Source organism: Prochlorococcus sp. MIT 1011 (assembly GCF_047305235.1).
Lineage (GTDB): Bacteria > Cyanobacteriota > Cyanobacteriia > PCC-6307 > Cyanobiaceae > Prochlorococcus_B.
The window spans coordinates 1,206,308-1,228,641 of the sequence record NZ_CP138983.1; the positions used below are offsets into that span (position 1 = coordinate 1,206,308).

Annotated in this window: 19 protein-coding genes and 1 tRNA gene; 8 read left to right on the forward strand and 12 right to left on the reverse strand. The window is 34.0% G+C overall.

The window, feature by feature from the left end:
- Positions 1-2: 2 nt before the first annotated feature.
- The 3 genes from SIB75_RS07385 to SIB75_RS07395 are packed head-to-tail and all read right to left on the reverse strand — an operon-like array spanning position 3 to position 3,135.
- A complete protein-coding gene (locus SIB75_RS07385; protein WP_413682649.1) occupies positions 3-692 on the reverse strand; it encodes a CPP1-like family protein in 690 nt (229 codons plus the stop codon).
- Between the two features lie 55 nt (positions 693-747).
- Complete coding sequence (locus SIB75_RS07390) at positions 748-2,415, reverse strand: peptide chain release factor 3 (RefSeq protein WP_413682650.1); 1,668 nt, start codon at positions 2,413-2,415, stop codon at positions 748-750.
- A 36-nt stretch (positions 2,416-2,451) separates the two neighbouring features.
- Positions 2,452-3,135, reverse strand: coding sequence for a class I SAM-dependent methyltransferase (locus SIB75_RS07395; RefSeq protein WP_413682651.1), 684 nt, complete (start codon positions 3,133-3,135; stop codon positions 2,452-2,454).
- 120 nt (positions 3,136-3,255) lie between these two features.
- Between SIB75_RS07395 and nrdJ the strand changes: the two genes are divergently transcribed.
- Positions 3,256-5,586, forward strand: coding sequence for a ribonucleoside-triphosphate reductase, adenosylcobalamin-dependent (nrdJ, locus tag SIB75_RS07400; protein ID WP_413684822.1), 2,331 nt, complete (start codon positions 3,256-3,258; stop codon positions 5,584-5,586).
- Positions 5,587-5,748: 162 nt separating this feature from the next.
- Positions 5,749-6,012 (forward strand): RNA recognition motif-containing protein, encoded by a 264-nt coding sequence (locus tag SIB75_RS07405; protein ID WP_413682652.1) that lies wholly within the window; start codon positions 5,749-5,751, stop codon positions 6,010-6,012.
- 46 nt (positions 6,013-6,058) lie between these two features.
- On the opposite strand, the gene SIB75_RS07410 is transcribed toward SIB75_RS07405, so the two are convergent.
- Complete coding sequence (locus SIB75_RS07410) at positions 6,059-6,253, reverse strand: hypothetical protein (RefSeq protein WP_011293625.1); 195 nt, start codon at positions 6,251-6,253, stop codon at positions 6,059-6,061.
- Positions 6,254-7,576: 1,323 nt separating this feature from the next.
- On the opposite strand from SIB75_RS07410, the gene SIB75_RS07415 reads away from it, so the two are divergent.
- The 3 genes from SIB75_RS07415 to SIB75_RS07425 all read left to right on the forward strand — a co-directional run bounded on the left by SIB75_RS07415 (position 7,577) and on the right by SIB75_RS07425 (position 10,384).
- Positions 7,577-7,663: transfer RNA gene (locus SIB75_RS07415), tRNA-Ser, on the forward strand.
- A gap of 371 nt (positions 7,664-8,034) precedes the next feature.
- Positions 8,035-8,205 carry a hypothetical protein gene (locus SIB75_RS07420; RefSeq protein ID WP_413390163.1) on the forward strand — a complete coding sequence of 57 codons (171 nt, stop codon included), beginning with the start codon at positions 8,035-8,037 and terminating at the stop codon, positions 8,203-8,205.
- Positions 8,206-8,539: 334 nt separating this feature from the next.
- Positions 8,540-10,384 (forward strand): ArnT family glycosyltransferase, encoded by a 1,845-nt coding sequence (locus SIB75_RS07425; protein WP_413682653.1) that lies wholly within the window; start codon positions 8,540-8,542, stop codon positions 10,382-10,384.
- A 49-nt stretch (positions 10,385-10,433) separates the two neighbouring features.
- On the opposite strand, the gene SIB75_RS07430 is transcribed toward SIB75_RS07425, so the two are convergent.
- Entirely contained in the window at positions 10,434-11,639 is a 1,206-nt protein-coding gene (locus SIB75_RS07430) for a lipid-A-disaccharide synthase-related protein (RefSeq protein ID WP_413682654.1), read from the reverse strand.
- A 169-nt stretch (positions 11,640-11,808) separates the two neighbouring features.
- Between SIB75_RS07430 and SIB75_RS07435 the strand changes: the two genes are divergently transcribed.
- On the forward strand, positions 11,809-12,519 hold the full coding sequence (locus tag SIB75_RS07435; protein ID WP_413682655.1) for a pectate lyase: 711 nt from the start codon (positions 11,809-11,811) through the stop codon (positions 12,517-12,519).
- Between the two features lie 201 nt (positions 12,520-12,720).
- On the opposite strand, the gene SIB75_RS07440 is transcribed toward SIB75_RS07435, so the two are convergent.
- Positions 12,721-13,191: a pentapeptide repeat-containing protein gene (locus tag SIB75_RS07440; RefSeq protein ID WP_413682656.1), complete on the reverse strand. Its 471-nt coding sequence runs from the start codon at positions 13,189-13,191 to the stop codon at positions 12,721-12,723.
- Between the two features lie 341 nt (positions 13,192-13,532).
- Between SIB75_RS07440 and SIB75_RS07445 the strand changes: the two genes are divergently transcribed.
- On the forward strand, positions 13,533-15,176 hold the full coding sequence (locus SIB75_RS07445; RefSeq protein WP_413682657.1) for a GMC oxidoreductase: 1,644 nt from the start codon (positions 13,533-13,535) through the stop codon (positions 15,174-15,176).
- Here SIB75_RS07445 and SIB75_RS07450 read toward each other — a convergent pair.
- On the reverse strand, positions 15,166-15,435 hold the full coding sequence (locus SIB75_RS07450) for a DUF2811 domain-containing protein (protein ID WP_413682658.1): 270 nt from the start codon (positions 15,433-15,435) through the stop codon (positions 15,166-15,168). The genes SIB75_RS07445 and SIB75_RS07450 overlap by 11 nt on opposite strands.
- A gap of 386 nt (positions 15,436-15,821) precedes the next feature.
- Positions 15,822-16,886, reverse strand: a complete 1,065-nt coding sequence (locus tag SIB75_RS07455) for a sirohydrochlorin chelatase (RefSeq protein WP_413682659.1) — start codon at positions 16,884-16,886, stop codon at positions 15,822-15,824.
- A 180-nt stretch (positions 16,887-17,066) separates the two neighbouring features.
- Between SIB75_RS07455 and SIB75_RS07460 the strand changes: the two genes are divergently transcribed.
- On the forward strand, positions 17,067-18,239 hold the full coding sequence (locus SIB75_RS07460) for an FAD-binding protein (protein WP_413684824.1): 1,173 nt from the start codon (positions 17,067-17,069) through the stop codon (positions 18,237-18,239).
- A 49-nt stretch (positions 18,240-18,288) separates the two neighbouring features.
- Here the strand turns inward: SIB75_RS07460 and SIB75_RS07465 are convergent, their stop codons facing one another.
- Genes SIB75_RS07465 through SIB75_RS07480 form a run of 4 tightly spaced genes read right to left on the reverse strand, consistent with a single transcriptional unit; the run spans position 18,289 to position 22,309 of the window.
- Complete coding sequence (locus SIB75_RS07465; RefSeq protein WP_413682660.1) at positions 18,289-19,182, reverse strand: homoserine O-succinyltransferase; 894 nt, start codon at positions 19,180-19,182, stop codon at positions 18,289-18,291.
- 22 nt (positions 19,183-19,204) lie between these two features.
- Positions 19,205-20,530: an O-acetylhomoserine aminocarboxypropyltransferase/cysteine synthase family protein gene (locus tag SIB75_RS07470; protein ID WP_413684826.1), complete on the reverse strand. Its 1,326-nt coding sequence runs from the start codon at positions 20,528-20,530 to the stop codon at positions 19,205-19,207.
- A gap of 53 nt (positions 20,531-20,583) precedes the next feature.
- Complete coding sequence (locus SIB75_RS07475; RefSeq protein WP_413682661.1) at positions 20,584-21,279, reverse strand: hypothetical protein; 696 nt, start codon at positions 21,277-21,279, stop codon at positions 20,584-20,586.
- Positions 21,280-21,334: 55 nt separating this feature from the next.
- A complete protein-coding gene (locus tag SIB75_RS07480; protein WP_413682662.1) occupies positions 21,335-22,309 on the reverse strand; it encodes a phosphotransferase in 975 nt (324 codons plus the stop codon).
- Positions 22,310-22,334 lie beyond the last annotated feature (25 nt).

The following is a 22,334-nucleotide window of genomic DNA, read 5'->3' on the forward strand; positions in this document are numbered from 1 at the left end:
GATCAATCAAGGAAAATCACTCCTAACCAAAGTAAAAATACTGCTGGTATGGCCTCAAATTTATCTGAAGACAATGATCCAGCGTTATCAATAAATGACTGAGCACCACCCAAAAGTAATGCACCAGATAAAAGTCCAATACTAAGAAGAAGTATGCACCAAAGAATAGAGGAAAAGAAAGGTCTACCTCTTCGAGACTGACTAATAAATAAGCCTATTGTTGAGAATGAAAGTATTAATTCAACACTTTCAGAAGGCACAATTAAAACGAGCAAAAAAGCCAATATTCCAAAAGAAATCCGTATATTTAGTTCTTGTCCAGAGGGCAACTCTAAGCTTGGTAAAAAATTAGATGCTGATGCCTCGTTTTTGGGAAGATTTAAATTTTTCAACCTAGTCAGAAGAGAACCAGCCCCCATATCACCAACTTTCTTGGATTTATTTTCTTTCTTTGAAGCATTTATAGCTTCATTACTTGCATTACCAAGTTGTCTTGACTTGAGACTTACCATTAACAACGAATCATAAGCAGCTTCTATCTTTGCTTTTGTGATTTGTTCATCTCCTGCCTCTATTAACTTTTTGGCCCTTGCTTCTTGAATAGCATCAAAACTTGCACCCTCATTTACTCCAAGTATCAAATAAGGATCTTGTGAGTTTGAATTTGGTTGTGAATTAGTACCAGGCTCCATAGATTTTTCAAAAAAGATTTATAAACTCTCTTTAATAAATAGATTTTAATATACTTTAGAGGGAAACAGGATCAACACCACTGACAACAGGAGCAACTGAGTTTAATTCCATTTCAGGATGATCTTCTTTTAGCTGATTTAGATTCCATTCATTTTTAAAAAGAAGTACTGGCCTAAGCCAAGCGTCCTGAACCGTTTTGCAATTAAAAATTCTTCCAACCTCATCTAAAGCCGGCCATCCCCCTTTTACCCATCTGGCGACTTGATAACCCATTGGTTCAAGCCTGGTTTCCACTCCATATTCACTGACAAGTCGATGTTGTACTACCTCAAGCTGAAGCTGACCAACTGCGGCCAAAATTGGATCTCTTTTGCTTTGATCTTTATCGTAAAGAATTTGAACCGCTCCCTCCTCTCTTAATTCATTGACCCCTTTCCTAAAGTTCTTAAAAGCTGAGGGATTTGGATTTCTTAACCAACTAAATATCTCGGGGCTAAAACATGGGATCCCCTCGAATTCCACTCTTGGACCAATGAATAATGTATCTCCAATAGAAAACATCCCTGGATTATTCAAACCAATGACATCCCCAGGGTAAGCATCATCAACAACTGCCCTATCTTGACCAAAAATTTTTTGGGGACGAGAGAGTCTGATTTGTTTACCCGTCCTAGCATGCTGAACTGTCATATCTTTTTTAAACCTCCCACTACATACCCGCACGAAGGCGACTCTATCTCTATGTTTTGGATCCATATTTGCTTGTAATTTAAATACAAATCCACTAAATGATTCTCTTGTAGGAACGATTGGTCCATCAAAGCTATTTCGAGCAACGGGTCCCTGAGATAACTCAAGAAAATTATCTAAAAATGGCCTAACCCCGAAGTTGGTCATTGCAGATCCAAAAAACACAGGAGTTAATTCACCAGATAATATTAATTCTTGATTTAAGTCACAACCAGCCTCATCAAGGATCTCAATTTCTTCAAGTGCTTTTGTCAATAGTTCTTCTTCTACTAAATTTTTAAGTTCAGGGTCATTAATTTTCAACCTTATTTCCCCAGATTGCTTTCCTCTTTCCGCTCGAGAAAATAAAACAACTTCTTTGGTTGCACGCTCTACAACACCTCTAAAAAGCTCACCACTTCCTATTGGCCAATTAACTGCAAAGGTTGATAATCCTAATTCAGACTCAATCTCATCTAATAATTCCAGAGGTTCTTGACCTGGCCTATCCATTTTATTGATGAACGTAAAAATTGGTATTTGACGCATTCTGCAAACCTCAAAAAGCTTTCTTGTTTGAGGTTCAAGTCCTTTCGCTGCATCCTCAAGCATCACAGCATTATCAGCAGCGGCAAGTGTCCTATACGTATCTTCCGAAAAATCTTGGTGACCAGGGGTATCTAATAAATTAATGGTCTTTTCTTTATAAGCAAATTGTAAGACAGTTGATGTGATTGATATGCCTCTTTGTTTTTCAAGCTCCATCCAGTCAGAAGTAACTTTTCTCTGCTCTCCTCTTGCTTTTACTGCTCCTGCTTGTTGAATAGCTCCGCCGTAAAGCAAAAGTTTTTCTGTCAAAGTGGTTTTCCCAGCATCAGGATGGGAAATAATCGCAAAATTTCTTCTTTTACCAACCTCCTTACTTAAAGATATCGTTAGTTCTTCTTCTGAATTTGGATCTAAATTAGTTTTGTCTTGGGGAGTTGATTTCATTATTGTTTTTGATTGTTCAATTGTTGAGAGAAAAGATTAAATACACCCAATAATCTCAAAATAAAGCTCATCAACTTGAAAAAGCTCTAATTGAGATAAGCCTGCATCGACTAGCTGTTGAGATACTTCCTCAACTGTAAATGATGCTTTGAGAGATGCATAAAAATCCTTTTTTAGAATTTCTGGAGAATTTGAAAGATGTTTTTCTTTTAGCTCAAATGCTTTTTCAACAGAAGCAGGCCTTATTAAATCACGATGAATATGAATACACTTTGTTTTACCAAGTTTTTTTAATGCACCCCAAAAACAATAAGGATCGTGAAAATGATGCAAGGCACTATTACTGACTAGAACATCAGCCTTAAAAGGAAAATGTGTACCATCTGAGGCTATCGAATTAATGTCAATCAATTCATAAGAGAGATTCTTCGTAAGGCTTTTAGAAAGTCTCTTTTCTGCTTCATTTAACATTTCCTTTGAGCCATCAATTCCCACAATCTTTACAAAGGGCCAATTTTTTGAAACTCTCTCTGCAATATTTCCAGGCCCACATGCAATATCAAAAATCAAATCACTTTTATTAAGAGTTCTTCCTACTTTGTTTAAATATTTTTCAAGTGATTTCACAACCATTGAATCGCTTCTAGAGAAATCCGCATCTGCATAAGCCCTTACCTGAGAAGGGCTTTGCATGAGTTCAGGTTCAGGTGTTCTATTCATTACTAAAAGCAAAAAAATTGATTCTTTCCTTGGAGCCCTGTAGATGGTGTTAAAAAAACTTGCTAACGCTATACATGGCGTTACCGTAGTACTTACCAAAGGGATACAAAGATTTTGACAATTGCAACAAGCCAGCCCGAAACGAATAATTCAGCATCGGGAAAAGAAAATGTTACTACTGATTTTCCAATAACTGCACCTGCAGCTAATCCTGTCTTTTACAGAACATATAGTAGAAAACTTCCCGCAGGTCGTGAAAGCTGGGAACAAGTAAATAAAAGAAACCTTGATGGTCTTAAAAAGCTTGGGGGATTAAACGAGGCAGAAATAAATTTAATGCAAAGAATGCAACAGGAGAAGAAAGCTCTTCCTTCAGGCAGGTGGCTTTGGATAGGAGGAACAGAATGGATTGAGAAAGAAAAGAATTTTTCTGGAGCCTACAATTGCACCTCAACAAATCTTGTTGATTGGCAAGCCTTTGGACTCATGATGGATTTAGCCATGATGGGTTGCGGAACTGGCGCAATAATTGAACCTCACTTAATTGATAAGCTGCCAGAGGTTATCAATACAATAAATATTGAAAGTGTTTCCGATATTGGGTTGACTCCCTCTGGAGAAAGAAATGAAAAAACTACATTCTCTATCCAAGAGAATAATGTACTTATAAAAGTAGGAGATAGTAGACGTGGATGGGTTGATAGCTATCAAAAAATCCTTGAATTAAGTAGTGACAATAGTTTCAATTCCAAAGTCATTAATGTATCTATTGATTTAAAAGATGTAAGACCAGCAGGTGAATCACTTAAAGGTTTCGGAGGCATGGCGAACCCAGTCAAATTAAAAGATTTATACCCTCGTGTGGCAAATCTTTTAAATAAAGCAAGGGGAAGAAAACTAACCTCAATTGAGTGCTGTCTCCTCATAGACGAAGCTGCCGTCACGATCGTTGCTGGCAATATCAGAAGAAGTGCAGGTATGCGTCAATTTTCTTCGCAAGATTTAGACGCTGCTGGCGCTAAAGAAAATTTGTGGAAGCAAGACTCAGATGGTAATTGGAGTATTGATCCAGAAAAGGATGCCTTAAGAATGGCAAACCATACTCGTGTTTACCACACTAAACCTGAATTAAAAGTTCTTGTCGAAGCCGTTATCAAGCAATTTCATTCAGGAGAAGGTGCAATTCAATTTGCACCAGAAGCAATTGCCCGTTCTAACGCAGATATACTTTCAACAGTAGAACTAAGGAATGAATTTATAGATATATATTGCGACCAAGGCAAAGAAGAAGCCTCCAAATGGATTCAATCAAATTACGGTCCATTCGATGATAAAGAACTTTTTCACAGACTCAGTAGATATGGACTTAATCCTTGTGGTGAAATTTTAGGCTCAGATTTTCACTGTAATCTTGCCGAAATCCATCTTAATCAAATTGATCCATTAGACATCAATCAACAAGAAGATGCCTTTAAAGCAGCAGCTTTGTCAGTTGCTTGTCTACTTAACCATCGATTCGAAGTAGAGCGATACAGAAAAAGTCGTGAATGGGATCCCATTGTTGGGGTAAGTTTCACAGGCCTTTTTGACTTTTTTGTTCATGCATTCGGGACACCCTGGTTGAAATGGTGGGAAGCTGGGCGACCTGAGACAAAAGAAGGGCAAGATTTTAAAACTCAAGAAGCTACTTTTTTGAGTCGATGGAGAAAAATCGTCAACGATACAGTATTTGATTATTGTGATAGACATAATATCCGTCGTCCAAGTCGTTGTACAACAGTTCAACCCGCGGGGACAAAGAGTCTCCTAACTGGGGCTTCACCAGGATGGCATCCTCCAAAAGCTCAGCGTTTTATAAGAAGAATCACTTTTCGCAAGAACGATCCAGTCGCTCTAGCTTGCATGGATTATGGTTACACAATCGTTCCTTCTCAGTCAGATAAGGATGAGAATGGAAAACTACTAGACAATCCATTTGATCCAAAATGTACTGAGTGGCTAGTTGAAATTCCGACTGAAGTAAGTTGGGCAAACATACCTGGTGCGGATCAAATAGATATAAATAACTTCTCAGCTCTAGCACAATTCGATTTTTATATGCAAGTTCAAACTAACTACACAGACCACAATACCTCTGCCACAATTGAATTTAGAGAGAATGAGATAGAGGATTTAGCTAAAGCTCTGCATAGCTCAATAGATGAAAATAAAGGTTATATTTCGGCCGCTTTGCTGGCAAGATTTGATGCGAATGCAACCTTCCCTAGACTTCCTTTTGAACCTATTAACGAAGAATGCTATACAAAGCTGCAAGCAGAGGTCATAGAAAGAAGAGAAGCTTGTGATTTCTTTGATGCTCTTAGTCGATATGATCAAGGGGAACTTTCTGAAGCTGGACCAGCTGGGTGCGATTCTGATAAATGCTTACTGCCACTTGCTAAACCCTCCTAAGGAAAGTCAGATAATCTTGAATCCGTCGGATATATTGATGTATATATAAATAGTAAATGGATTAATAGAATAATTTTCTTTTCAAAGAAGTTTTAAAGATAATGGTCCAAATCAGAAATGTTGGCTAACTATTAAGTAGGTCTTGTGTTTCTTAAAATTTAAATGACTACGACTAATAAACCAATAAAGATAAGTAGCACAAATACTACTGATGCACTTATCGATCAACTTAGAGCTTGTAAAAACCCTGAGGAAATTCTTAAGTTCGAAAAATGGTTCAATTCAAATATTGAATCAGACAAACTTTATAAAAGAATTTGCGAACTGCTAAAAAATAGAAGTATATCAAGAGCATTAGGGTCAAAATGGCTCCTAACACTTATTGAAGATAGAGAAAATACTATTACTAAGTTGTCGGTTAAATAATCTTTACTTTAAGTCTATTATCAGGAATCAATTATGAAGTCGTTTTTTAGAAAGGAAATGGTCCTGATGCGCCACTTGAAGCAGTAAAACCTGACAAAGCCCAAATCCCAAAGGAAAACAAAGCACATCCAATAAAGAACATCAAGTGAGCGACATAACGATATTTCTCTTTTTGACTAATACCACCTTCCATTGGAAGGTCTCCAAGGAAACGAGATTGTGGGCTCTTGTTGCTTGCCATGAATGTGAATTACCAATGTCTGAAATTATTGCACAAATAACATCATTGATATTTCCGCAGTTAGAGAATCTATAGGTTCTGAAATTTTTTAAAGGTCTAATCCAAGAGTTTCTCTCTAAAACTGAATTAAAAGAATTAATAGTAATCAAACCAATGCACAAAGTGAAGTTGCAAAAATTTTCATAATTTCTATTGTGATATGCAATAAAAACTTAGGTTTAAAAAGGTTTGAGCACTCAACTCGATGACATTTAAGAGTAAAAAATTTTTTCTATTACCGATGTTCGGTTGAGGTAGTGCTTTCCTACTCCCTTCTTATCAATAGGAGGAGTAAACGAAAGGTGTAGCAAGCAGGGCTTATGAAACTCTTTACTCCTTTCACCATTCCCAAAAAGGACAATTGCGATCTTTGCAGGATCAAAACTAGTAGAAGAACAAAAGCTGAAAATCCATTTTTAGATCAACTATTTAAAACTCTCTACAGGGAAAGATTTGATTCCGTTTTCGACTGAGTTGGGTTGATTCATTTCATTCCACATTGGCGAATTACTAGCCAAGAAGAAAACTCCAATCGCAGAGATAAATGGAAACAGATTTTTAAATTGCTTCAACATTGCTTCTGCTAGCCATCTTCTGAAGTTTCTTCACCATGCCAGATATTCAACCGCCTGCAAATGGAACTAAAATGAGAATTGAAAATAATACGGCTATTTGATAATCATCCATTACTTAAGAATTAAATATCCATAGACGGCAATTATGAGAAATATTGGAATTGCTAGGTAGGTAAGAACGAACTATTTAAAGGTGTTGTCTTTGCTCATTTATTTAATCAAATTTTTAACAGCAAAGATCTCATCTGTTCTTATAAGGAATTATGTCCCATTGAGGATGTTCTTGTCGGTTTTTATATGGAGGAATATCAACTATTCTTATATTCGTTTAGTTATATTTTGAATCATCTCTGGCTGGTGAATCCATCCTGTTCTATCTGAGTAGTTGAGTGAACCGCTCAGATAGAACAGGATGGAATTGTGTATTAGAAATGCCTAAAATATCTACTTCTGGCGAAAATACTTTTTAAAGCAGTAATTAGCCGAGTTCATTTTGTTATTAGCTCAAAAGGTTCACATACACTTTCTATTTGATCTAGTTAGTCAGGCATCACGCTCTTAACGATCAAATACCCAATTCTCGCCTATTCCACAATTCAATTAGTTTTCCCAAAAACGATTGCATTGACTATATTTTCAACTTATAGATTTTTGCTTTTTTCAAAATTTACTTGTAAAAATCCTAAGCTAATGATGTAAAATTTTAGGTGGAGAGTTGGTCGAGTGGTTTATGGCTCTAGTCTTGAAAACTAGCATGGGGGCAACTCCATCGGGGGTTCGAATCCCCCACTCTCCGTTCTTATATGGAGAGTGGGGGAGATTATATCTTTCTCATTATTGTTTTATACATTCATAGGATAAAGAAAAAGCTCTTATTTATACGGCAAGTTTTAGGCTTCAAAGGAATGGGGCTCAAAAGCATGCAATCTTTAAATTTATTTATTTTTAAGACTCTTAACATAAGAAAAACAAATATTAAATATCGACAAGAATTATAAACTGTCCATGATTTTTTTATTTTTTCGTTAGTGTATTGCCGAAATTACTTTTTTGATTTTTAAGAAATTGATCTTATATAGATCTAAATAATCTAGTAATCTCAAATATTTATTAGATTATTTTTCTTAATACAACTCAGAAAGCCATACATCACTCAATCAAATCAAAATGAGAGAAGAGCGCTACCTAAAAGACAGAGAAGCTATCGTAAGAGCAGACATTTGGAAAGAAATCACCTCATCTTGCAAAGGGCTGAGAACTGAGCTTGGCTATACAAATGTTCAAATAGTAGAATTTTTAAAAGAGATCACTAAGACATTTGAAAGAGATCAACTTTAAACTCTAAAAAATATTTATTTATATCATTAAGTTATTGATTATTTTATTTTCCCATAGTTTCTAAAACTTTAACAAATAATTTTGTTTTTTATTAGCATTTTCGGTCATCAAACGGAAATGTCCAATAATACCAGACTCTAATATTAACATAATTTCGATCTACACAAGTGGAAAGTTATTTCGAAGCAATAGTTCCAAATTCTTTAAGTGGTTATATGATTAAGAGGGCCTATTTGATAAAATTTCAAGCACAGATAATTTCCAGTTCTTTATTACTTTTAAAAAATGAATCTAAAATTGGTTATTAATATAAAAGAGGATCAGTAAAATTTAAGTGTTTTCTTTTAGTAAACGTGACTTCGTAAGTCTCATTTTTATAGCATTTGCTGGAATAATCCTTTTCTTTTGGGGGCTTGGGGCTTCTGGATTAATAGACGAAACACCTGCAAAATTTGCTGCAGCAGGACGATCAATGAGTGTTACTGGCAATTGGCTAACACCCATTTCGAACGGAATACCAAGATTTGATAAACCGCCATTAATTTATTGGTTAATGGGTTTAATTTATTCAATACCTAATCAATCATCATGGGATCCTTTAGGTTCTTTTTCAGCTCGCTTTCCCTCGGCCATATCTTCTCTTTTATTGATGACAATTCTAGGAGAAACATTATTGAGATGGCCTCAAAAGAAAAACAATAATCAAAGAAGAACTGCAGTTGTAACTGCACTTTCCTTTGCTCTTTCTCCTTTTGTCATGATATGGAGTCGTACAGCAGTATCAGATGCTTTACTCTGCGGGACATTTGGTTTAAGTATGCTTTTGCAATGGCGTTGTTATGTAAAACCTAGACCAAATTCATGGGTATATGCATGGATAGTTTTAGGCTTATCAATACTTGCAAAAGGTCCAGTAGCAATTGTTTTGATGATGTTTTCACTATTTATTTTTGGTCTATTTCAAAATGATTTTGATCGAATAAGACGACACATAAAGCCTGTGTATGGAATTTTAATTGCGATGGGTATAAGTATGCCATGGTTCATCATTGAATATATTTTAGAAGGAAATTTATTTCTTAAAAGTTTTTTTGGATATCACAATTTTCAAAGATACACAAGTATTGTAAATTCACATCAAGAAGGTATATTCTTTTTTGTCTTAATGTCAATAATAGCTTCCTTACCGTTTACTCCTCTGTTAATTCTAGGGCTGATAAAAGGTTCTAAAGAGATAACAAGAAATTTCCCTAAGAGAACTCTTAAACCCTCAAATTCTTTATTGGTTTTCTCAATATCTTGGCTCTTATCCGTCTTTATATTCTTTACTTTATCGGGTACTAAACTTCCAAGTTATTGGCTTCCTGCAATACCTGCAGCTGCCATAATTATAGGGCAGGTTGAAAATTATGAGATTAATCAAGAAAACAAGAAAAGTAGATTATATAATATCTGCTGGTGGTTATCTATTTTATTTATATTTTTGATCGCTTTTATTTTTTTATTGCCGATTTTCATACCTGATTTAAGTTTCCTCAATACAATTAATGATAATGAAATGAACAATTTATCAAACCAACTTCTTAGCAGTGGAATATTAAAAAGAGGAGGTATTTGTTTATTATTTGCTTCCTTTATAGGTATTGCTTCAAAGACATCATCTAAAATTAATTTATTGATATTTCAGATTCCAATTATATTCTTTCAATTATTAGCCATCAATCCTCTATTTGGATTAATCGACATCAATAGACAATTGCCATTACGAGAAGCCTCAAAGTTTATAATTAACTCAAGGAAGTCTAATGAATCGATAGCGATGGTGGGCATAAAAAAACCATCTGTTCACTTTTATACAAATAAAGTAATTTTATATGAATCTAACACAAATGTTAATATTATTAATTTATCAGAAAGATTGGCTATTGAGAAAAGAATCGGGTGGGAAGGTCATCAAATCGGAAGTCATCAAGGCTCAAATAGTGTATTAATTCTAATAGATAATGCAACTGCAAAATTAAGTCATTGGAAATTACTTAAACCAAAAGAATTGCGTAGATTTGGTATTTACAATGTATGGCGAGTGGACATATTAAGGTTGCAAGAGATAGCTGAAAAGTTTAAAAAAGAATATAATTTAAAATCTTCTTGGACACAATACGATCCCGAAAGATATTAGCAATACCATATTAATTTAAAAAGAAAAAATTTTAATTAGAACTTATATTTTAATAATTAAAAAAAGAATCTGTTATTGACTTAGCCATAGTTTCTGATACTCTTTCAATGATCTTTTCTTCTGAAATTAATTTATTATCTTTCTCATTAAAAAAGAAATCTTGAGAGCTACTATCTAATAAATCAAGAATCAATTTACAGGTTTCAATCATATATTTTTTCTGTAGAACGGAGCCATTAGCACAAAATATTTTAGTGCCTAATAATCTTCTCTGTGCTTCAGCAAAAGTGGCAGTAAATTGTGGACCTTTCCCTTCTATTTGAATAACTAACTTTCCAAGAAGTACTGCTTGCTCAGTAGCAGTTCCAGCCATACTAATTAAAACATTGCTACTTTGAACAACTTTTACAAATGAATTCCTATAAATATTAACAACGACATTATTTTTAATTAATTTTAATGGATGATCTTTTTTAGATCGATAACACAATTTCCATCCATAGGGAGTAATAATATTTTTCAAAAGAGAGTCATTTAATGAAGAAACCAATGCAACATCAAAACTTATATCATAATCTTCATATCTTAGATTCGAAATATAATCGATAACTCGAAGTATTAGACATAAATTATCTCCCACCTCGGGCATTCTGCTGCCAGGCAATATTCCCAAACGCTTATTATGTTTTGGAAGACTTTGATGTTTAGTTATAAATGGATCCATAAAAGGATTACCAATAAATTCAACTTTGCCAAATATTTGTTTTTTTAAATCATAAGCACTAAGCTTATCTCTCGTGAAAATTTTAAAAAACTTATCGTTAGATAAACAAATAGAACAAGGCCAAGGTAATTTTAATTTTCCTTCATAGTGACTTGAATATGCTACGAGATAAGTTGCTACTGGCAATCCAGTTAACCATGCAACTGTAATAGGGAGCACATCCCCAACTACAACTAAAAAGTCATATTTAGAAGAAATCGAAAATAAAAGGTAAATACGTTTTATTAGATAAATTATCTGGCCTTGAATCAACTCAAGAATTCGACCTCTTAGGCTTGTATAGCCCATCCCACCTGTACTAAATGAATTAGTCTTTCCAAGGACTTTTAGACCTGCATTTAAGTAAGCTTCACCATGGCCAACTAAAGGTAAGGCGTTTACTTCATGTCCAAGCTTTTTAAATGCATTACCCATAAGAGACCCTGAGAGGTCTTCTCCATGACCATTACTTAGAAAAAGGATTTTTGACAATTAAAAACTACTATGCTTGAAAAGCTAACAATTCAATACTAGGCTCAAAACAAAAAAATAAAACTATATATTAGAAATAACTTATCTGTTTATAAATGACAAATAAGTTATATACCGTATAAGAGTGATTAAGAATTTATAATAAGGTTTATATTATCTTTAATCTAATATGATCTCTATTCTTAAGCACCTTAATCCATTCACTCCTTTTAAGCCAAAAGTTATTTACACAAGTTGGGGAAGTATTGATCCAGCTGTAGATATTTTCCCTGTTATTTATCTATTATCTATTTACGGTTTTATATATATATTTCCTTATGGTAGAGACATAGTAGGAATGAGTTGGTTTGATTGGTTTAGAAGCGAAGATGGCCCTTTGGAATGGATACAATTTATTGGATATTTTATAGGTTTTATATGTTCAAGTATAATTCTTTTTAAACGCAGAAGAATAGGAATTAATAAAAAATGGATGGCATGGTTGATTTTGGCTTTGATTTGTTTCTTTGTCGCTGGAGAAGAGATAAGTTGGGGAGAGCGTATAACCGGGATAGGACTGGATTCTATAAGAGCAATAAATAGTCAAGGAGAAACTAGCATACATAATATTCACTTTTTTCATCATTATCTTTTAGACCCATCTTTCGAAATTTCTTGTCTCTTTCTTGGTTGGATTGGATGGAGAGCTTGGCCCTCTATTGATGCTTTCCCTGAAAAAAGGTATAGTCTATATTTCCTTTTCGTAGCTTTATTTTATTTCTATTTTGATATCTCTCAGGCATCTACAATAAGTCAAATACGAAATGATCAAGAGATTTTTGAGGTGCTAATGTCTCTTGGCATAGCATCTCATTGCTGGAATAAAGCATTTCAAAAGTAATAATCAAAATCTAGAGAAATAATTTTATAAACCGAAAAATATTTATCGCCTAAATATTAATTATATTATTAAAATTGAATATAAACCTCTTTTAAATTATGTAAGTGCATTACATAGATATAAAATCTTAAAAGATGATTTATTAAAAAAACTAAAATCCTGATAATATATTTATGATCTTTCTTAAGTAACTACTATTTGCTAACAATCTAATGTTTCACTTGTTTTTTTATTAGTGAAGCTATTTGTCCCATCTGCGATAATACATAACTTCTTTTTAACATCATTAGCAATCAATACATCAGTAAAATCGGCACCATCAATAACAACATTTTCGAATTTGGCATTGTAAGCGAAAGCACCTTCTAATATGCTATTTGAAAGGTTTGCACCGTTAAGTATAGCCGCATCCATAGTTACATCTCTCATGTTTGTATTACTTAGATTGGCATTTTCAAGCTTTGCATCAAAAAAACTAGCTCCTTGAAGATCACTGCCTGAAAAGTCTGCATCTTGGAGATCACTTAAATAGAAAGTAGCACCTTTTAAATCAGTGTTAGAGAAATCAGCTCCTATCAAGGTTTGCTTCCCATAGTCCAAAGCAGCATAAGTTGGAAGAGAATAAAAGAAAAATAGGATCGCGCTTACAAAAAGAAGAAGATGTTTAAACATAACTTTCTAATATCTACTAATGATTATATTTTAATTCAGAATGGGTATAAAAGTTGAATATTGAATTCAATATATATTTAGATCTAAAGCAAACATAACTATACTCTCTTCTGAGAATTCGAAACAAATTAAAAATAAATAAACAATTAAACTTTGAATTTGGAAATCGACTAACAAGAATATTCAATGCTGCTGTTTCAAAAGAGCTAGGAATAACGATATAAATTAATAAATTTTCCTAACTAGCTATGAAACATTACTATATTTTAATATATATTTTATATATTAAAATATAGTACTTACTTAATCTTACAAAACCTTAAATATCCAATTTACTAGAAATGATTAACAAGCCATATGAAGCAATCATTGTTGGTTCTGGAGCAACAGGAGGGATGGCTGCTCTAACAATGGCTAAGGCAGGCGTAAGAGTATTAGTAATTGAAAGAGGACCTGAGCTTGAAATAAATAGAGCAAATGGAACAGAGCCATGCAATATGATTCGTAGACTAATAGGAGTTACAACTGGTAATTATCAAAATCAACCACAACATCCAGGGTTCTGGAAATCAAATCCGTTATTGTACGCAAACAAGAAAGCAAATCCTTACACACACCCACCAAAGGCCCCATTTATGTGGACTCAAGGGAATCAAGTTGGGGGAAGAAGCCTGACCTGGGGTGGAATAACTTTAAGATTAGCCAAAGAAGATTTTGAAGCCTCAAAAGAAAAAGAATACAACCTGGAATGGCCCATTAGTTATAAAGATATTGAATCACATTACTCAGATATAGAAAAGTTTCTAAAAATATATGGTAGCAAAGACGATCTAAATCAACTGCCGAATGGTGAATATATTGGCAGAATCCCATTCACAGAAAGTGAAGAAAAGTTCGCCTCCAATGTAAAAGAAAAATTAAATCTTCCATTTATACATTCCAGAGGCTTTGGGGCTAATAAAGATAAAACAATATGGCCCAGATCTAGTAGCTTAGGAAGCACATTAAAAGAAGCAATTAGATTAGGAAAAGTAGAAATGCTATCAAATCATATTGTAGAAAAATTAGTATTGAATAAGAACAGAAATGCTGCAAAAAGTATTATTATAGTCAACCAATGCACTGGAGAAAGAAGTGAAATAGAAAGTAAATTAATAATATTATGTTCATCAACAATCCAAACGATTAGAATTCTACTAAGTTCAGAAGAAAAAAATAATCCAAATGGTCTAATCGATCCCTCCCAATCACTGGGAAGGAACTTAATGGACCACATATCAACATGTAGGTTTTTTACTGTCCCAATCGATAAGAACCTAACTAATTATTCTAATAAAGATAATAAAAGTCTTTTAACAGGAGCAGGCAGCTTCTTTATTCCCATTGGCAGAGACCGATCAAGTAAATATAACTTTGTTGGAGGATATGGGATTTGGGGAGGAATAGATAGATTTGAACCACCAGATTTCTTAAAAAAATACAAAGATACGAAAACGGGATTCCTTATCGGTCATGGAGAGGTACTTCCAAATAATAAAAACACTGTTTCTCTCTCAAAGAACACAGATCAATACGATATTTCTATCCCACACATATCCATAGTTTGGCGTGAAAATGAACACCAAATGGTCAGAGAAATGAACAGAATGATTGAACTGATTATCAATTCTGGAAATGGAACTATTATTCCAGCAAATGAAATCCTAAATATTCCATTTACAAAAAAAATTCTAAATAAATCTGTTGCCATAAGAAACGATGCTCCACCACCTGGTTATTACATACATGAGGTAGGAGGAGCACCAATGGGAAATAATAAAGAAAATAGCGTTGTAGACAATTGGAATCGCGTATGGGAATGTAGCAATGTATTGGTTGTTGATGGGGCTTGTTGGCCAACTTCATCTTGGCAAAGCCCAACCTTAACAATGATGGCAATAACTAAAAGAGCTTGTGAAAAGGCAATTATTGACTTTAAAGGTTAAAAATATCATTTAAGTATTTCTCTGCAACTGCCCTATCATCAGAACCATTTTGAAAAAGAAAATTTGCAATAGCTGAGCTAATAAGCTTGGATTGATCCCATTTCTCGTTTCCACTAATAAAATCCTTCATACCGACGTATAGAGCTTCAGGCACCTCAGCCTCAAGACTTATCGACATAAGATCCAAATCATTTTCACAACATCTAACCTCGTCGGTTTCTATTCCCTCAATACGAGCTTCAATTTGATTAAACTCCATTTCCTTTTAAAATGTTCAATTTCTATGAGATAAGGATCTTAAATTTTCAGCAAAACGTCAAAGATAAAGAAAAGCTATACAACAAAAATGAGACATGACTAGACTCACTTAATAGCAAGACTTCTCGATAAAGTTAATCAAAAGAAAAAGTTTTATCCCTCCAAGGTCACTAAGTGTAAATTACTATTAAAATTTCTAATAAATCCCACAAGTTCATCGCTAAAGCTAGGGTTTTAGAATTTTTTAGTGGAAAACTCTTCACTAGCTGTGGAAACCACTTGGGGAAAAGAGCTGAAACTAAACATTAAAAAAATGTATAAATAACGAGTCCATTGCGTCGCAGTCAAGAAAGAGACAATTGATTCTTTAATTTAAACCTATTTTTTTTATATTTGGCTTTGATTTAAAGAGCTAAGCGTGACAGGTCCTAAAGGATGCTCAGCATGTGGATAAGGAAAATGTTCATGTGAGTGCTCGTGTATTGTATTTCCTGAGAAACTTTCCTTCTTATTTTTGCATTTGCATTCCTCAACGCCACAATCTAGACAAATGTCTAGACAACCTTCAACATGATCATGATGACTGATCTGCTCATATCCAACCTCACTTTCAAAACCTAATAAACTAGAGCGATATTTACATAAGGAACAATTCATAAAATTTTCTCCTTTCAAAACCTCCTGAATTCTTTCCATAAAAGTATCAATAACTAAATCTTGGTCTGATAAGTAACTTGCATTTAAAAACTTCACATCAGGATTATCATTTGAAACTCTCAAAGAATGATCTCTAACACGACTTACCAAAACTCCAGAAAAAAGAAAATAGGGTAAAAGAATTACTCTTTTAAAGCCTAGTTTAAGAGAATGTCTCAAGCCAGGATCAACTAGAGGGAATGTTACTCCTGAAAAAACGGTTTCTCCCCAACCAAAACCAAATCCTTCGACAAGCATCCTTGTGATTTTACAAACATTTGAGTTTGCATCAGGATCTGAAGATCCTCTCCCCGCTACGACAAGCAATGTTTCAGAAAGCGGAAAAGTTGGATTACTGTCAATTATTTCTTGGAGTCTTGCTCCTGCTGCTCCAATCATCAAAGAATTCAGACCAAGCTCCCTACCATATTGGATGGGAAGTCCCTTTTCAGAAGAGTATTTATTTAAAACTGCGGGGATATCATTTTTAGTATGTCCCGCAGCAAATAACATTGCTGGCAAAGCAATTACTCTCTCTACTCCCATATTTCTAAGTTGATCTAAGGCCTCGCTGATTATTGGACGGTTAAATTCCAGAAATCCAAATGCAACTGGAATATTAGGTATTCTAGATTTTATTTTATCTACTACATTAATGAACTCTTTTACTGCATTAGGATCTCTACTCCCATGACCGCATAAAACAATTCCAATATTAGATGGATATTTATCTTTAGTTGAAGCCGAGGAAATCAAAATGTTTTCACCTAGTAATCTACTTAATTGAATATAGTTTTATAAAATATCAAGTTAAGAAACTCAGTATAGAAAAAGGAGCAGATTATTAAAGATTTAATAACACTACAAAACCAAAATTCCAATGACAGTGATGTCCTTGGAGTTTTTGAAACAGTCAACCCAGAATTATTCAAATTTCTGAAATCATCGGAAGACACATCCAATCCTTTTTTAGTTTCTAGTGGAGGGACTACAAGCAGAGCGGCAGCAGATAAACATTGGATTTTAAATCTAAGGAAAAACTACCAAAATATATCTTTTGATCTAGATAAAAAGCACGTAGAAATTGAAGCTGGGGTAACAATGGGAGAATTATCAGGTTTTTTAAAAAAGCATAAAAGAAGTTTCCCAATTGGTTTATCCGGAAAAACAGGCATAGGGTATATCTTGACCGGTGGAATAAGTCCACTTAGTCGAAACAGAGGATTAGCAATTGATCAAATCATAGAAATTAAAGGATTTTGGGGAAATGGTAAGGAATTTCACTTATTACGACCAACCAGACAAAAAGAATCATATTTAGAATGGAAAGCCCTTTGCGGAGCCGCAATATTTCTGGGCATAATCACAAAAGTAAAGCTAAAAACTCAGCCATTAAGACCACTATTAAGCTGGACAGCAAACCTTTCATTTTCCCAGCTTTCAGAATGTATTAATCAAGCCGAAAGTTGGCCTAATTCACTCAGCTTTCAATGGATTTATGGAGAAGATATTTTTGCTCATGCAATTGGCGAACCCATAAATACTGATGATGAGTCCTCATTAATAAACTTATTAGAAAGATTGCCATATTCGCGAAATCGAACAATTAATAAAGTCCACGATATGATTTCTCTACCAAATCTAAGCTTGGGAAATCATAAAAATAATAATTCAAACCATTCTGAAGTTCTTGGGTTACTAGGTCCTGCTTGGCAAAAGAATAATCCACAAGTATTAAAAATCATTCAAGATTTAATCAATAAAAGACCTAACAAAAGCTGTTATGTAGCTTCACAACAATTGGGAGGCATAACACATTTAACTGATCTAGATACTTCATTTATCCATCGTGAAGCGATTTGGAAACCTTGGATTAATGGGGCTTGGGACGCCTACGATCAATCAAAAAGAAAATTAACCCTCAAATGGATGGAAGAGGCTTGGGATAATCTAGAATTCATATGCCCTGGCGTTCACCTTGCGCAAATACACCCTCATTTACCTTGGCATAAAAGAGAATTATCAACAGCTTTCAAAGATTGGCTTCCAACATTAACAGAATTAAAAGGCATTCATGATCCAAGAAATTTAATGCCACCTTTAAAATAGTTAAATATATTTATCTCAGAGAATCAATATCATAAAAAATTCAATTAAGTTAAACACTTAGGCTTACACGTTGATAACAGAACCACAACCATTGTTGAAATAATAAGTTCCTATGTGATCGCCATGAAGTATTTGATTTAGTCAAATCAAAATTTTCTGGCGGAGGAACATCACCTCTTTTTTTATCTCTATCCATTTCAGATTTCAATCGGTCAACATTATATTCGGGGTGTCCCAAATGCATTAATTGCCTTTGATCAGGAGTTTCAAAAATTGTATATCCTACTTTTTCCCCATAGGCCAATAATCTTAGCTTGCCTTCCTTTTCTGCTTTTTCCATTTCAATGTCAGGTAAACCAGCATGTCTACTTTGAGGACAGAAGAACTCATCATCTTGTGTTCCCATTAAAGAATGGCTAGGAACAAGACTTCTCATTGGATATACACCAAAAAGCTTTTTATTAAAAATATTTTTCTCAACTCCAGCCATATATGCCATAGCGAAACCAGCCCAGCATAAGCCTAGGGTACTTGCACATTTTAATTTTGATTCCTCAATTAGACTTACTAATTCTTTCCAATAATTAACCTCTTCAAACGGTAAATGTTCCACAGGTGCCCCAGTAATGATCAAACCATCTAGAGGCGTTGGAGACATTGCATCCTCCCAGTAAATATACAAGTTTTTCAAATGTTCTAAATCCCATGTTTTATATGAATGGGATTTCAATCTTATCCAAATAGGTTCTATTTGGAGAGGCGACAGTCCCAACGGGTGCAATAAATTAAATTCATATTGTTTTCCTAAAGGCATAATATTTAATATCCCAATCCTAAGAGGTCTAATATCCTGTCTTTTTGCTAATTCAGGCTCAATCCATGAGATATGATTTTTTTCAATTGAGGATATTTTATGATAACTACGAGGAAGTATTAAAGCCATAGCTATATACCAACTTGAGAAATTAAATTAAGTTAAGGGCCTGCTCAAAATCGTCTAAAATATCTTCAATATGTTCTATTCCAACTGAAACTCTAACCATGGTCGGAGTAACACCTGCTGATAACTGCTCATCAGGAGATAATTGTTGATGAGTTGTTGAAGCAGGATGAATTACTAATGTTTTCGCATCGCCCACATTTGCTAAATGACTCGAAAGTTTTAAAGAGTTTATAAAAGTTACAGCATCATCGAAACCACCTTTTAGAGAGAAAATCAACATGGAACCTTTTCCTCTATTGGTCATATAAGTAGAGGCTCTTGAATAATATTTATCCGTAGGCAATCCTGGATAACTAACATTATCAACTTTTGAATGTTCGTCTAACCACTTGGCCAATGAGAGAGCATTAGAGCAATGTCTTTCTATTCTTAAACTTAAAGTTTCTAATCCTTGAAGTAATAAAAACGAATTAAACGGACTAATTGCAGGGCCCCAATCTCGCAAGCCCTCAAGCCTAGCTCTTAAAGCAAAAGCAATATTTCGATCTGTAGGAACTCCAAGCATTCCACAAATATCACTACCAAATCCAAAAGCATCCCAATGAACTAAACCATGATAAGCATTGCTGGGTTGACTCATTAAAGGATATTTTCCATTTCCCCAATCGAAAGTTCCTGCATCAACAATTACTCCTCCAAGGCTAGTCCCATGACCACCTATCCATTTTGTAGCACTTTGAACAACTACATCTGCACCATGTTCAATAGGTCGAATCAAAGCACCAGCAGCTCCAAGAGTGTTATCAACAATTAAAGGTATGTTTTTAGATTTAGCTAATTTGGAAAGTCCCTCAAAATCAGGAATATTAAATCTAGGATTACCCATTGATTCTACATAAATTGCTTTTGTAGATGAATCAATTTGTTCTTCAAAGCTCTCTGCATCATCCCCATCAGCAAACTTGACATTAATTCCTAAACGAGGAAATTGAACTTTAAATTGGTTATAGCTACCTCCATACAAAAACGAAGTTGACACAAAACTATCTCCAGCCGTAAGGAAATTGGTAATTGCGATAAATTGTGCAGACTGTCCTGATGCTGTAGCTAAAGCAGCGACTCCTCCTTCAAGAGCCGCAATTCTTTTCTCAAAAACATCAGTTGTAGGATTCATTAAACGGGTATAGATATTCCCGAATTCCTTTAAGCCAAATAAGTTTGCACCATGATCTACATCGTTAAAAACATATGAACTTGTCTGATAAATAGGAACCGCCCTTGAATTGGTAGCAGGGTCTGGGGCTTGTCCTGCATGCAATTGAAGCGTTTCAAAACGTTGGGAAGTCAAAGAATTAATTATCTCTATTTTCTTTTTAGCCACATAAGTTGAAAAATGGCTACCTAATCAATCCAATCATTAGGAGGTAAAGACTTATCCGACTCAGCTAATGATGGCAAATTTTCTTTAATAAATGACAAAAGTTTTTCATTTACTATTTTACGAAATTCATGAACACATGCTTTATCAATAATTTGATAATCTTTATTACCTTCATAATCACTATCTCTTAGAGATCGCCAACTAGCGTTTTCACCATTTACTTTGGCATTAGCCAAAGTTCCTTGGAAATCAAATTTCTTTGTAATAACTGAGTCTTTATAGATCTGCAAAGCTGTTTTGACTAAATCCTCTCTAATAGGAGCAATTAATTTAGCTTTAATAGTATCTGGTAATCCTAGGACTGGTTCAAAATAATCGATTACGCGAAGTTCTTCCTCTAGAAAAATGGGCCAAACCCCTCTCATACCATCATCTAAGTTTGCATTTGACTCAAAGTTATTCATTTCGTTCAGGAAAAACTGAATCCAGCAATAATATGACTTTTCCTTGAGAGGTTTTTTAACTGAAACTTTCTTTTTAGAAATCTCAGGCAATAAAGATTCTGCTTTTCTTAAAAACAACCGATCTTCCCTCTCCAAATTGATAGAGCCCCACCTTTGTCTGTAATCCCATAATTCAATATATTTATACAAATCTTCCTGATTCCAACCTAATTGTTTAAGCTCATCAGCCCTATGAGTTAATTCCTTTGCCACAAGAAAAAATAAATATCAATTTTACTTTAGTGACTAGATGGGTCTTGTGAAAACCCTAAACAATTTTTTGTACATCTGAGACAAAAGTTGAGTTTGAAGAAATTCCAATTTCATGCAGTGAATTTGACAAAATAGGAATTTGAGTAACGAAATTAGAAAGTAATCGGTATTGGACCTCTGCTCTATATAGATTCTGCGATTGATAATTTATTTTGAAGTACCTATTTGCTTGTAAAAAGTCAGTTAAGAATCTAATAGTTAATTCAAATATTATCAAGTAAATAAATTCGGGAATGAGTCCAAAGAAGTAATCACCCTTTTGATGTGGTATTGAGAAATAGCCATTGAGAAAATACTTACAGCAATTAATATCAAAATAGACATTCTCTATATCACTTGGATCCTCGCCGGCCATATTACAAATAGAACGAATACAATCGGCCAAATCAGTAAGCAAATAACCAGAGGAGACCGTATCCAGATCGATCAAAGAAACAACGTCTTTATATTTAATGTCAAAGAGAAAATTACTTAACTTAGGATCACCATGTATAACACTATGATCAATTGATTTATATCTTAAAGATCCTAATAAAGATCTAACATATATAATATGATTAGACAAACTAATAATTAATTTTTGAGTCCTTTTATTTAAATCATCATCTAATTTTATAAAGTTATAATCTTTAATGCTTATATTAAATTGATCTAAATAGAACGTCGTATTATGAAAATTTTTAATACTATTAGCTACTTTTGTAAGATCTAGATCGGAGGAAATTAAATGAAACTTAGCAAGACCAAGGCCTATTTCATAAGCAATTGATTTTTCTTTTAAAATATCGTAGCTAAAAGTATCCTCTATATACACCATCGCTCGCCAATAACCGGAATCATAAGGGAACAAAAAAAGCTTATTAGAATCACACCTAATTAAACTTGGGACCTCGAATCTACGGCAATCGAAATCTATTAAGTTTTTTTTTATTTTATTTTTAATATGATCCGTTATTAAATTATGATTCATATTTAATATATCATAAGATTCAAAT